Origin of the sequence: Actinocorallia aurantiaca, from assembly GCF_039533685.1 — a bacterium.
Taxonomy (GTDB): domain Bacteria; phylum Actinomycetota; class Actinomycetes; order Streptosporangiales; family Streptosporangiaceae; genus Actinocorallia; species Actinocorallia aurantiaca.
In genome coordinates this window covers 399,610-411,608 of record NZ_BAAATZ010000006.1, presented here as the reverse complement: position 1 = coordinate 411,608, position 11,999 = coordinate 399,610, and the positions used below count along the sequence as shown (strand labels likewise).

The window sequence follows — 11,999 nt, the reverse complement described above, 5'->3', positions numbered from 1 at the left end:
TTGGGAAGAATGATCACTTTCCGATCGGTCTACTGAGAGGTGGTGCGGAGTGGCTCCCATAGCGATGGTCAGGGCCTATGTGGAGAAGATCGTGTTGGAGATGCTGGGCGGCGAAGGCCCCCTGCACGTCGACGACGACGGCTCGATCCCGGTGCGGCGCGGCAGCGCCGTCTACTACATCGACGTGGTCGACCGCGGGGAGAACCCGGCGCTGGTGCGCGTGTGGTCGATCGTCCTGCGCAACGCGGCGGGCGGGCGGGCCCTGCTGAAGGCGCTGAACGACATCAACTCCCGCATCCTGCAGGCGCGCGTCTACTACGCGGACGGCGACGTCGTCATGAGCACCGAGCTGCTCGCCGACACGGTCACCGTCGAGAACCTCTCCTACGCGGCGGACGCGATCGGCTCGCTGGCCGACCGGTTCGACGACGAGCTCCAGGAGCACTTCAGCGGCGAGAAGTCCTTCGAGGGCGAGGACGCCGACGACGAGGACACGGTGGTGGTGTGATGCTCGCGGAGTTCAGCGACGAGCTCGCGTCCCTGGCGGGAAGGGTCCTGCCGAGCGTGGTGGCGCTGACCGTCACCAGCGGGCAGCGGACCGGGTACGGGTCGGGCTTCGTGTTCGACGAGAACCGGCACGTGGTGACCAACCAGCACGTGATCGAGGACGGCGAGGAGATCATCGCCGAGCTGCCGGGGCTGCCGCCGAGGGCCGCGAAGGTCGTCGGGTTCGACCGGCTCACCGACCTGGCCGTGCTGGAGCTCGAGGGGGACACTCCCGAGCACCTGGAGCTGCGGCCGGAGCACGCCAGGCTGGGCGAGCTGTGCCTGGCGCTGGGCTCGCCGCTGGGCCTGTACCCCGAGTCCGTCTCGCTGGGGATCATCAGCGGGCTGGCCCGCTCGCTGCCCACCCGGGGCGCCGCCCGGTCGCTGGAGCGGGTGCTGCAGACCGACTGCGCGATCAATCCCGGCAACTCCGGCGGGCCGCTGGTCGACGTGCGGGGCCGGGTCCTCGGGGTGAACACCGCGATCCGGACGGACGGCGCGGGCATCGGCTTCGCGGTCCCGGCCGGGACGGTCCGGGTGGTCGCCGCCGAGCTGATCGCGCGCGGGAGGGTCGGCCGGGCCTCGCTGGGCATCGCGATCGCCGAACGCCATGTGGAGATCGAGGGGCGGACCGTCAAGCGCCAGGTCGTCACCAGGATCGGACGCGACGCCGACCACGACCTGCGGGTCGGGGACGCGCTGCTGGCCGTCGACGGGGTGGAGATCGACGGCCGGGCGGCGCTGTACGACCAGCTCGGCGGGGACCGCGTCGGCAGGGCCCTGACGCTCGCCGTGCACCGCGACGGGCGGCTTCACAACGTGCGGGTGATCCCCTCGGAACTGGACGACTGAACCGGAGCGGGTTCGGCATACAATCCGGGGAAATCGGAGATTTTGGAAGGTTCCTATGCTGGAGCTGGCACGCCCCGCGGTCGACGTCCAGGCCGACGGCCTGGCGTTCACCTTGGACCTCCCGGCGCAGGAGGCGCTGGCCTCCCGCGCCTGGACGGTGGCGGGGATCGCGGTGGAGGCACGGCTGCTGAGCACCGGCCACCAGGTGGTGGCGGGCTCGCTGATCGAGACCGTGGCCGAGATGTACGGGCTCGAGGGGCCGCTGCCCTACAAGTTGCACCGTGAGGTCGGTGGCTGGTCGTACGGCTTCACCGCCGACATCTACAAGCGCGACTACGCCGACTTCAACCGCGCGGTGGCCTTCCTGCGGAACTACCTGACCGGCCGGGACGACGCCCTGGGCGCGGTCTTCCCCCTCCAGCCGGACGAGCTGGGCGGGGTGCTGGTCCGGCAGGTCAAGCGGGGTCTGGAGTGGCGGACCTGGCACACCTTCCCCCGGACAAGGCAGATAGTCAGTACCCGGACCCGGATGCTGATCGGCTGACAAAGCGGGTGCTAACCTGGCGCTGTCAGTGAGTACTTACCTGGGAGAGTGGCCCGTGGCGCGCGAGATCTTCAACGAGGAACACGAGGCGTTCCGCGACATGGTGAAATCCTTCATCGAGAAGGAGATCACGCCTTTTCACGAGCAGTGGGAGAAGGACGGCATCGTCTCCCGCGACGTGTGGCTGGCGGCCGGCCGCGCCGGGCTGCTCGGCATCGACATCCCGGAGGAGTACGGAGGCGGCGGTGACGACGACTACCGCTACTACGTGATCTTCAACGAGGAGCTGGCCCGCGCCGGCGTGCACGGCCCCGGTTTCGCCGTCCACAACGACATCAACGGCGGCTACCTGCGCCAGCTCGCCAACGACGAGCAGAAGGCCCGCTGGTTCCCCGGCTACTGCTCCGGCGAGATCATCACCGCGATCGCGATGACCGAGCCCGCCGCCGGCTCCGACCTGCAGGGCATCAAGACCACCGCCCTCAAGGACGGCGACCACTACGTCCTGAACGGCTCCAAGACCTTCATCTCCAACGGCATCCTCTCCGACCTGGTGATCGTCGTCGCGAAGACCGACCCGTCGGCCGGCTCCCGCGGCGTCTCCCTCCTGGTCGTCGAGCGCGGCATGCCCGGCTTCGAGCGCGGCCGCAACCTGGAGAAGGTCGGCATGCACGCCCAGGACACCGCCGAGCTGTTCTTCGACAACGTCCGCGTCCCGGCGACGAACCTGCTGGGTGAAGAGGGCATGGGCCTCATCTACCTGATGCAGAACCTGGCCCGCGAGCGCCTGTCCATCGGCGCCACCGCCCTGGCCGGCGCCGAGACCGCCTTCGAGCAGACCCTCGAGTACTGCAAGACCCGCACGGCCTTCGGCAAGCCCATCGGCGCCTTCCAGAACACCCGCTTCAAGCTCGCCGAGATGAAGACCGAGCTGACCTTCGCCCGCGCCTTCACCGACCAGTGCATCCTGGCCGACACCACCCACAGCCTGACCCCGGAAGACGCGGCCATGCTCAAGTGGCGCAACACCGAGATGTGCAAGAAGATCGTCGACGAGTGCGTCCAGCTCTTCGGCGGCTACGGCTACATGACCGAGTACCCGATCGCCAAGGCCTACCAGGACGTCCGCATCCAGACGATCTTCGGCGGCACCACCGAGATCATGAAGGAGATCATCGGCCGCAGCCTGTTCCGCTGACGCCGACCCGGGCATGGAGCGGATGCCCGGCGCCTCCTTGTGACTCGCATCTGCCGACCGCCTTCCAGAAGGCGGTCGGCAGAGCCATCGGCGGCGTTCGACACGGGAGTTCGCCTTCTACCGAAGTGGACGGCGTCCCGACCACGATCCCGGCTCTTTTGAATCGGTCAGGTCGGGAGGTCAGCCGAAGACCTTGCGGATCCAGGTGTACTGGGCGTCGAGGATGTCGGCGAGGAGGTCGAAGATGACGGCTCCCTTGCCGAGGGCGTCGTCGGCCCTGAGCACGAGCGGAGTGCCGTCGGCCGTGCCGGGAGGCTGTGACAGGACCAGGCGGGTGCCCGCGCGGTCGAGGGCCCACACCGGTTCGGCCGGTCGGGCGCCCGGGGACAGTTCGAGGTCCTCGGGCAGCAGGTAGCCCTCGGCGAGGTTGTCGAGGATCGCCCTGCCCGCGGGATCCTCGCCCGGCAGGACCAGGTAGGCCGGGTAGGACATGGCGATGGAGTCCTGTCGCAGCAGCGCCTGGATCCTGTGGTGATCGGGGCTGAACGCCGAGCCGGGCGGCGGGGGCTGGGACCGCAGCGACCAGGCCGCCGCCTCCAGGAACGTCGTCAGGTTCCCGCCGCACGCCGCCCACGCCCCCGGCACCGCTGAGAACCGGATGTACCCGGGGAACGGGGCCGGCGGATCCGGCATGGTGTTCAACCCGAGGAACAGCCGGGCCTCCTCCGCTGGCCCGGCTTCCCGGCACTCGTTCAGCACGCCCTGCGCGAACTGCCCCAGCTCGCCCGCACCATGGTCGGGAAGGTCGATCACCAGCTGTATCTGTCCGTCACTCACCGTTCCATGATGGTGCGTTTACCTGCGCCCCCACGCCCGAACAGGAGAACGTCCGCTTCTCTGTCGGTATGCGGTTGACCCTGACGCAGGGGCAACCGCTCAGCATGGTCGGCATGGACAAGAGGAGCAGTGCGAAAGCCGCCGGATCGCGCAAGCCGTACGACGGTCACGGCGGCGATGGGGAGCGGACCGGGAGAGGCGACGGGACGACGCGGCGCTTCACGATCCGCCATGACGGGGTCGTGATCCCGGTGTCCCGCGGCGGGCAGGGGCGGCTGATGGTCCTGTGCCCCGGGTTGAACTCGACGCAGGCCGACCTGCACGAGCTGGCCGGGCTGCTGCGGCGCGACCACGACGTGGTGACGTTCGATCTGCGCGGCCACGGGCTCGCCTCGGGTGCCGACCGGTACTCCTTCGAGGCGTTCCTCAGCGATCTCGCCGCCGTGATGGGGGAGCTGGGCCGCGTCGAGCCGGACGCGGCGCCCGTGCTCGTGGGCTACTCGCTGGGCGCGGACCTGGCGGTGCACTATGCCGCGGAGCATCCCGGCGCCGTCGCCTGGCTCGTCCTCATCGACGGGGCGAACCCGGTGCCCGAACCGTTCGTCACCGAGGCCGTCCTGCCGGAGCTCCGCGCCATGTGGGAGGACATGGCGATGCGGCAGGAGGCCCAGCGGGGAACCGCGCGTCAGGTGCTGCTCACCGCTCAGGAGATCCTCGACCTGAACATCGAGATCGACGAGGTCAGGTCCGGGATCCTCGACCGGTACCGGGAGATCGATCGACCCATCAGCATGATCGTGTCGACCTCGATGGCCGGTGACGGCGCCGAGGGGCATGCGCTGCGGCTCAATCAGAACTGGCGTGCCGGTGCCGAGCGGCTCGTCCGAGAGCGGCCGGGCGTCACCGTGTTCCGGCTCGATGCCGATCATCGGCTGGTCTTCACCCGAGCTCCGGAAATCGCCCGGATCATCCGGAGTGCACGAGATCTGGTCGGACGCGCGACCGCGTGAACTCCTCGTAGGAGACTGGTCGGATGCTGACCATCGGCGAGCTGGCGGCGTACGCCGGGGTGACGGTGCGTGCGGTGCGGCACTACCACGCCAAGGGGCTGCTGCCGGAGCCGGAGCGGGACCGCTCCGGCTACCGCAGATACGACGCGGGCGCGGTGATCGAGCTGATCAGGATCCGGACCCTCGCCGAGGCCGGAGTCCCGCTGGCACGGGTGCGGGAGCTGCTGCGGGCCGGCGAGGAGGAGTTCGCCGCGGCGGTCGCGGACATCGACGAGCGTCTGCAGACCGAGATCCGGCAGCGGCGGCGTCACCGGGAGCGGATCGCCCGGCTCGTCGCCGGGGATGGTCTGGCGCTGCCGCCGCAGGTGGTCGGGTACCTCGGCCACCTGCGGGCGCTCGGGATCGACGAGCGGATCGTCCGGTCCGAACGCGACGGCTGGATACTGCTGGCCGCGCAATCGCCCGAGCGGGTCGCGGAGTGGACGGCGCGCAAGCGCGAGCAGCTCGCCGACCCGCGGCTCGTCGACTTCTATCGTGCCCTGGGCCGGGCCCTCGACCAGACTGCAGACGATCCGCGGCTGGTCGAGCTGGCCGACGAACTGGCCGCCTACATCACGCGACTGGCCGACGAACAGGGCGAGGAGTACGTCGACGACACCGACATCGATCCGCCGCTGGTCAGGTTGATGGACGTGCGGGCCTTCGACACCGTGCCGTCGGCCCGTCGGCTGATGGAGCTGCTGAAGGAGCGAGGCTGGACCGGCTGGACCAGGCTCGAGCGCGTAGACCTCCGCGGGACGCTGCCCCCGACAGAGGCGATCGGCGGTGAAGAGGGCTCGCCGACATGTCGGTTATCGCGTGAGCTGCGGGTAGAGGGCGGCCAGGTCGCCGGACAGGCCCGCCTTCGCCCAGCGGGTGATGTCGTCGGCCAGGACCTCGTGGTCGTTCGCCTCGACGCCGTCGAGGGCGGCCTTGGCGATGTCGCGGGGGTCGGCCTTGGGGACGTCCTCGCCGTCCGTCATGTCGGTGTCGACGTATCCCATGTGCAGGCCGGTGACCGTGATGCCGTGCGGCAGCAGTTCCAGGCGCAGGGAGTTCGTCTGCGACCACAGGGCCGCCTTCGAGGCGCTGTAGCTGCCGGCGAGGCCCAGCCAGGACAGCACGGAGTGGACGGTGAGGATGTGGCCTCCTCCGTTGCGCTCGATGATCGGCGCGAAGGCCCGGGTGACGCGCAGGGGGCCGTAGAAGTTGGTCTCGAACTCGCGGCGGACGTCCTCCAGCGGGGAGCCGAGGAAAGAGGCGTTGACCAGCGCGCCCGCGTTGTTGACCAGGACCGTGACGTCGGGGGCCTGCTCCGCCGCGGCGGCCACCGAGGCGGCGTCGGTCACCTCCAGCGCCACGGGGACGGCGTCGGGGTGCGTCACGGTGCGCGGGTCGCGGGCGGTGGCGTAGACCTTGGCCGCGCCCCGGGCGTACAGCTCCTCCACCAGTGCCCTGCCGACGCCGCGGCTGCCGCCGGTGACGAGGGCGACGGCGTTCTTGATCTCTGTCATGGCTGACCTCCACGTGGAAACCGATCGGTTTCCGGTGAGCATAAACCGATCGGTTTCCGAAGTCGAGCGCGGGCTGTAGCCTGGGCGGCATGACGAACCGGCCCGCGGCGCGGAAGGCGCCCCCCGCGCAGCCGACCCGCGAACGGCTGCTGGACGCGGCGGCCGAGCTGTTCTACCGGGAGGGCGTCGGCATCGGGGTCGAGGCGCTGTGCCGGTCCGCCGGGGTGTCCAAGCGCTCGATGTACCAGCTGTTCGGCAGCAAGGACGAAGTCGTGGCGGCCGCCCTCGAACGTCAGGGCCCCCACTACCAGGAGGCGCTCCTTCCCCCGGCGGACCACGAGGGCTCTCCGCGGGATCGGATCCTGCACGTCTTCCGCCGGTTGGAGGAGACCTCCGCGGATCGGGACTTCCGCGGCTGCCCGTTCGTGGCGGCCGCCGTGGAGCTGAAGTCCCCCGACCACCCCGCGAGCCGGGTGGCCCGGCGCTACAAGGGCCTGCTCACCGCGTTCTTCCGCGCGGAGGCGGAGCGCGGCGGAGCACACGACGCCGATCTGCTGGCGCACCAGCTGACGATCGCCTTCGACGGCGCGAGCAGCTGGGCGGTCGTCCAGGCGCGGAGCCTGGACGGACTCGCCGTCAGGACGGCCGAGGCCCTGCTGAGCACCTCGGGGCTTTGAACCGCTCCGGTGAACGTCGCATCGCCGCCGTTCCGAGGCCGCAGGGCCGGGCCGGGTTCGGGGCTGACGCCGGGACGGTGCCCGGCGTCAGCGGCCATCTCCTTTGGAGCGTTCCGACTCTCGGGGTCAGGGGCGGAGGACCCACAGGTTCCAGTCGACGGCGCTGGACCGGCACTGGAAGTCGGTCCACTCTCCGCGCTTGACGCCGTGGTGGCCTTCCTCGGTGCAGCCGGCGTGCGTCCAGTAGTCGTCGAAGAACTCCCAGCCTGCGGCCTGGGCGGGAGCGGCGACCAGGGTGAACGACGCGGCCGCGCAGGCCGTCAGGAGAGCCGTGACGGCGGTGATACGTGGTTTCATGAAGGCGATTTTTACAGCACGCGACACCTATTTCACTCACCGTGATAACCCTGGTGTTGCTCCGCCCCGGCCAGGTATTTCTGTCTCACGCGGACAGGGAGCGCGCCGTGCGGACCACTTCACGGGCGTCTCTCGCATCCGCGTCAACACCATCCACCCGTGGGGTGTTCGCACCCCGATGGGCGAGACGAGAGCGGAAGGCCGGAAGGTCTTCACCGACAACCCCTCCTACGGGGTCGCCATGGGCCGGGTCCTGACGGACCCGGCGATCTCCGAGCCCGAGGACACCGCCGACACCGTGCTCTTCCTCGCCTCCGACGAATCCCGCACCATCACCGGCGACCAGGGCGCGGCCAAGGTCTGACGCGCTCTCGGCGGCCCTGATCCACCGCGTGTTCCCGCGCCCGTGCCGGGCGAGGGACGCGCCGGCGGGCGGGTTCGGGGCGTGTCAGTAGCGGCGGCTCCAGCGCCTGTCGCCTTCGTAGTGGTTGTTCGTGTCGTCGGAATAGAAGGCCGCGACCAGAACGAGCACCGCGATGAACAGTGCGAAAAGGAAAGCGGCCTGGGGGAGGCTCGAGTCGAACATCATGCCCTTCTCTCGAGGGTCAAGAGCGGAATGAATGGCTTTCGCTCCTATTGTGCGGGACCTGATGAACCGCCTGTGCCGCGCCGCGGCGAGGGCGCCGGGGCCGACGGCCGTGCGAGCAGCCGGTCCGTCCACCGTGAACACCGGTGACCTGGTCTTTCCATTTCTCCTGTGACGGGGCGCACAGGAAAGGCGGGATCCGGGACGGCCGTGAATGTAACGAAGGCCACGCGGTGGGGCCCCGGATTTCCACCGTGTACGGCTTCCGGCCGGACGGGAGGCGTCCGCCGAGGTGTGCGGAGTTCATTGGGTGAGTGCTTTGAGTAACTGGTCCTTAGCCATTCCGTAATGTATTGGAATCATTTTTCCGGCGATCCTCGCCGTGGAATTCGCCGACCGTCGCTCGCGGTCCGGTCGCGTGGGGGGGAGTACGACGGGAGGCCCCCTCAGAGCCGAGCGGGCCTCGGCAGGGTCCTATGAACTGGCCACCTCGGAGAGCGCGTCCGGGGCGGTCCGGGTCGCCGGGCGCATGACCAGGACCAGTACGGCCAGCCCGGCGAAGATGACCGCTGCGATCGCGCCGGTGACGTGCAGACCGGCGGTGAACGCCTCTCGCGCGGCGTGCAGGAGTTCCGCGCCCTGGTCGTCGGGCAGGTGCCGGCCGGCGGCGACCGCGTCGGTCAGCGAGTCGGACGTGCCGTCCATCCGGCTGCGGTAGACCACAGCGGCCACCACGCCGAGCAGCGCGAAGCCGAGCGAGCCGCCGAAGTAGTTGCCGGTCTCCGACATCGACGCGGCCGAGCCGGCGCGTTCCGGCGGTACGGATCCGACGACCAGGCCGGTGCCCAGCGCGAACAGCGGGCCGGTGCCCAGCGCCAGGACGGCGATGCCGGTCATCACCAGCGGCAGGGAGCCCTCCCCGTCGACGCCGACCAGCAGCAGGCCGCCCAGCGCCGACGCCGCCAGCCCGGCGGCGATCGCGGTCGTCTGCTTCATCCGCCGGGCCAGTGCCGGTGCGGTCATGGTGCCGACCGCCACGCCCAGGCCCATGGGTGCGAACAGCACCGCCGACGCGACCGGCGAGAAGCCCAGCACGTTCTGCAGGTACTGGGTCACCAGCAGGCCCGTGCCGGCCATGGCGATGCCGGCGAAGACCAGCGCGACGATGACGGCCGTGAACGGGCGGTTGCGGAACAGCCGCAGGTCCAGCAGCGGTGTCTCCAGCCGCAGCTGGCGGCGTACGAACAGGACTCCGAGGGCCGCGCCGACGATGAGGGCCACCGCAGGTACGGCCCGTTCGTCCTCGACGGTCAGTTGCTTGATGCCATAGACCATCGAAAGCACCGCCGCGAGGGACAGCCCGACGCTGACCGGGTCCAGCCGTCCGGCCCGGTCGCCACGGAACTCCGGCAGCAAGACGGGCCCGGCGAGCGCCAGCAGCACCATCGCCGGTACGGCGGCCAGGAACACCGACCCCCACCAGAAGTACTGGAGCAGGACCCCGGCGAGTACGGGTCCGAGCGCGCCGCCGGTGAACTGGCAGGCCGCCCAGATCGCGATGGCCTTCCCGCGCTGCCGTTCGTCGCGGAACATGCCGGTGAGCAGGGCGAGGGTGGACGGCGCCAGGGTCGCGCCGGCGACGCCCAGCAGCGCACGCGCGACGATCAGCGTCAGCGGGCCGGTCGCGAAGGCCGCCACGGCCGACAGCACCGCGAACGCCGCCGCGCCGATCACCAGCAGCCGCCGGTGGCCGATCCGGTCGGCGAGCGTGCCCATCGTGATGACCATGCCGGCCACCAGGAACCCGTAGCCGTCGCTGATCCACAACTGCTGGACGCCGGTGGCGCCGAGGTCGGCGCTCAGCTGCGGGAGCGCGAGGAGCAGCGCCGTCGTGTCCATCGCGACGAGGAACGTCGGCAGCATGAGGAGCGCCGCTCCCAGCCACGTCCGGTTGATTCGCATATCTGAAGCTCTCTGTTCTCTCGAGGTGTCGCCGGTCGGTCGGAGTGGCCGAGCGATTCTTGACATCGGTGCGGGCCGGCCGTGCGAAAGTTCTGGCGGGGATGTCAAGACGACGGCGTCGGCTCCGACCACCGGGCGAAGGGCCCGTTCCGGGGCCCGTGAACCACGAGGGGTGCGAGATGCAGTTCCTGATCAGCATGCACATCAACCCGGCCGTGCTGGACGCGCTGACCGACGGGGAGAAGACGGCGATCGGCGAGGGCCACGGTGCGTTCATCGAGGCGCTGAAGGCCTCCGGAGAGCTGATCACCACGCAGGCGCTGGTCGACCCGTCGCAGGCCGCCGTGGTGTCGGTGCGCAACGGCCAGCCGGTGGTGACCGACGGCCCGTTCCTGGAGTCCAAGGAGTACCTGGGCGGCTTCTACCTGATCGACTGCGAGAACAAGGAGCGGGCGATCGAGCTGGCCGCGCGGATCCCGGACGCCGCGATCGAGGGTCTGGGGATCGAGGTGCGGCAGGTGATGTTCGCCGACGGACGACTGGAGGCATGACGGCCCCGCCCATCGAGGACCTGCTGCGTGAGCTCACGCCGCAGGTCCTCGGCGTGCTGGTACGCCGGAACGGCCGGTTCGAGGAGTGCGAGGACGCCGTGCAGGAGGCCGTCCTCGCCGCCGCCGTGCAGTGGCCGTCCGAGGGCGTGCCGGACAACCCGCGCGGCTGGCTGGTGACCGTCGCGTCCAGGCGGCTCGTCGACCAGGTGCGCAGCGACCACGCGCGCCGCGAGCGGGAGTCGGCGACGGCCGCCGAGGCGGTGCCCGAGGTCCCGGACACCGACGACACGCTCGTCCTGCTGTTCCTGTGCTGCCACCCGACGCTGACCCCGGCCTCCCAGACCGCGCTGACGCTACGGGCGGTCGGCGGCCTGACCACCGCCGAGATCGCCCGCGCGTTCCTGGTGCCGGAGGCCACGATGGCGGCCAGGATCAGCCGGGCCAAGCAGCGCATCAGAGCCGCCGGAAGCACGTTCGCCCTGCCGGACGGCACGGAGCGCGAGGAGCGGCTACGGGTGGTCCTGCACGTGCTCTACCTGATCTTCAACGAGGGCTACACCGCCTCCTCGGGCACCGAGCTGCACCGCGCCGACCTCGCCCACGAGGCGATCCGCCTGACCCGGATGGTGCACGCGCAACTCCCCGAGGACGGCGAGGTGACCGGCCTGCTCGCGCTGATGCTGCTGACCCACGCCCGCCGGGAGGCCCGTACGACCCCGGTCGGCGACCTGGTGCCCCTGGACGAGCAGGACCGCAAGAAGTGGGACCGCGAAATGATCGACGAGGGCACCGAGCTGGTCAAAGCGTCCCTGGCCGGCCCGGCCCTCGGCCCGTACCTGCTCCAGGCCGCCATCGCCGCCACGCACGCCGACGCCCCCACGGCCGAGGACACCAACTGGCCGCAGATACACGCCCTCTACCTGATCCTCGAACGAATCGCCCCCAACCCGATGGTCACCCTCAACCGTGCGATCGCCCTCGCCGAGACCGAGGGCCCCCAGGCCGGCCTGGCCCTGCTGTCCACACTGGACGGCGACGAGCGGATGGCCGGACACCACCGGCTGCTGTCCGTACGGGCACACCTGCTGGAGAAGACCGGCGACACGTCCGGCGCGTACGAGCACTACCGCCGCGCCGCCAAGTCCACCGCCAGCCTCGCCGAACAGCGCTACCTGGAGCTCCGGGCCGCCCGGGTGAGGCCGTAGACGCTGGATTCGCCAGGTTGCATGCGGCTTCAGCGCTGCGAGATTCGCGAGCCATGCCACGGGAGAGCAGTCCTTGCTCGTAGTGGCGGGTAAGGAGAACAGCGCCTGGCACACGAACGCC

Annotated in this window: 15 protein-coding genes and 1 pseudogene; 10 read left to right on the top strand and 6 right to left on the bottom strand. The window is 70.3% G+C overall.

Features of this window, described 5'->3' with window-relative positions:
* Positions 1–49 precede the first annotated feature (49 nt).
* The 4 genes from ABD327_RS08895 to ABD327_RS08880 are packed head-to-tail and all read left to right on the top strand — an operon-like array spanning position 50 to position 3,140.
* Positions 50–508 carry a T3SS (YopN, CesT) and YbjN peptide-binding chaperone 1 gene (locus ABD327_RS08895; RefSeq protein WP_344449751.1) on the top strand — a complete coding sequence of 153 codons (459 nt, stop codon included), beginning with the start codon at positions 50–52 and terminating at the stop codon, positions 506–508.
* Entirely contained in the window at positions 508–1,398 is an 891-nt protein-coding gene (locus ABD327_RS08890; protein ID WP_344450110.1) for a S1C family serine protease, read from the top strand. Before ABD327_RS08895 ends, ABD327_RS08890 begins: the two co-directional genes overlap by 1 nt.
* A 55-nt stretch (positions 1,399–1,453) precedes the next feature.
* Positions 1,454–1,942, top strand: coding sequence for a DUF2617 family protein (locus ABD327_RS08885; protein WP_344449750.1), 489 nt, complete (start codon positions 1,454–1,456; stop codon positions 1,940–1,942).
* 55 nt (positions 1,943–1,997) lie between these two features.
* On the top strand, positions 1,998–3,140 hold the full coding sequence (locus ABD327_RS08880) for an acyl-CoA dehydrogenase family protein (RefSeq protein ID WP_344450109.1): 1,143 nt from the start codon (positions 1,998–2,000) through the stop codon (positions 3,138–3,140).
* A 180-nt stretch (positions 3,141–3,320) separates the two neighbouring features.
* Here the strand turns inward: ABD327_RS08880 and ABD327_RS08875 are convergent, their stop codons facing one another.
* Positions 3,321–3,977 carry a hypothetical protein gene (locus tag ABD327_RS08875; protein ID WP_344449749.1) on the bottom strand — a complete coding sequence of 219 codons (657 nt, stop codon included), beginning with the start codon at positions 3,975–3,977 and terminating at the stop codon, positions 3,321–3,323.
* A gap of 68 nt (positions 3,978–4,045) precedes the next feature.
* Between ABD327_RS08875 and ABD327_RS08870 the strand changes: the two genes are divergently transcribed.
* Both ABD327_RS08870 and ABD327_RS08865 read left to right on the top strand, forming a co-directional pair.
* On the top strand, positions 4,046–4,987 hold the full coding sequence (locus ABD327_RS08870; RefSeq protein ID WP_344449748.1) for an alpha/beta fold hydrolase: 942 nt from the start codon (positions 4,046–4,048) through the stop codon (positions 4,985–4,987).
* Positions 4,988–5,010: 23 nt separating this feature from the next.
* Positions 5,011–5,160: pseudogene (locus ABD327_RS08865) on the top strand (MerR family transcriptional regulator); the annotation flags it as partial.
* Here ABD327_RS08865 and ABD327_RS08860 read toward each other — a convergent pair.
* Together ABD327_RS08860 and ABD327_RS08855 are read right to left on the bottom strand one after the other, a co-directional pair.
* Positions 5,118–5,255 carry a hypothetical protein gene (locus ABD327_RS08860; protein ID WP_344449747.1) on the bottom strand — a complete coding sequence of 46 codons (138 nt, stop codon included), beginning with the start codon at positions 5,253–5,255 and terminating at the stop codon, positions 5,118–5,120. The pseudogene ABD327_RS08865 and the gene ABD327_RS08860 overlap by 43 nt on opposite strands.
* Positions 5,256–5,838: 583 nt before the next feature.
* The gene (locus tag ABD327_RS08855; RefSeq protein WP_344449746.1) at positions 5,839–6,540 is read right to left on the bottom strand and encodes an SDR family oxidoreductase; all 702 of its coding nucleotides are present in this window, start codon (positions 6,538–6,540) and stop codon (positions 5,839–5,841) included.
* Positions 6,541–6,629: 89 nt separating this feature from the next.
* Between ABD327_RS08855 and ABD327_RS08850 the strand changes: the two genes are divergently transcribed.
* On the top strand, positions 6,630–7,217 hold the full coding sequence (locus ABD327_RS08850) for a TetR/AcrR family transcriptional regulator (protein WP_344449745.1): 588 nt from the start codon (positions 6,630–6,632) through the stop codon (positions 7,215–7,217).
* Between the two features lie 126 nt (positions 7,218–7,343).
* Here ABD327_RS08850 and ABD327_RS08845 read toward each other — a convergent pair whose 3' ends face one another.
* Positions 7,344–7,574, bottom strand: a complete 231-nt coding sequence (locus tag ABD327_RS08845; protein ID WP_344449744.1) for a hypothetical protein — start codon at positions 7,572–7,574, stop codon at positions 7,344–7,346.
* On the opposite strand from ABD327_RS08845, the gene ABD327_RS08840 reads away from it, so the two are divergent.
* Entirely contained in the window at positions 7,573–7,938 is a 366-nt protein-coding gene (locus ABD327_RS08840) for an SDR family oxidoreductase (RefSeq protein ID WP_344450108.1), read from the top strand. The genes ABD327_RS08845 and ABD327_RS08840 overlap by 2 nt on opposite strands.
* A gap of 84 nt (positions 7,939–8,022) precedes the next feature.
* Here ABD327_RS08840 and ABD327_RS08835 read toward each other — a convergent pair whose 3' ends face one another.
* Positions 8,023–8,160: a hypothetical protein gene (locus ABD327_RS08835; RefSeq protein WP_344449743.1), complete on the bottom strand. Its 138-nt coding sequence runs from the start codon at positions 8,158–8,160 to the stop codon at positions 8,023–8,025.
* Positions 8,161–8,634: 474 nt separating this feature from the next.
* Positions 8,635–10,122, bottom strand: coding sequence for an MFS transporter (locus tag ABD327_RS08830; protein WP_344449741.1), 1,488 nt, complete (start codon positions 10,120–10,122; stop codon positions 8,635–8,637).
* 179 nt (positions 10,123–10,301) lie between these two features.
* Here ABD327_RS08830 and ABD327_RS08825 point away from each other — a divergent pair, with 179 nt between their 5' ends.
* Together ABD327_RS08825 and ABD327_RS08820 are read left to right on the top strand one after the other, a co-directional pair.
* Positions 10,302–10,673: a YciI family protein gene (locus ABD327_RS08825; RefSeq protein ID WP_344449740.1), complete on the top strand. Its 372-nt coding sequence runs from the start codon at positions 10,302–10,304 to the stop codon at positions 10,671–10,673.
* Positions 10,670–11,878 carry an RNA polymerase sigma factor gene (locus ABD327_RS08820; RefSeq protein ID WP_344449739.1) on the top strand — a complete coding sequence of 403 codons (1,209 nt, stop codon included), beginning with the start codon at positions 10,670–10,672 and terminating at the stop codon, positions 11,876–11,878. Before ABD327_RS08825 ends, ABD327_RS08820 begins: the two co-directional genes overlap by 4 nt.
* Positions 11,879–11,999 lie beyond the last annotated feature (121 nt).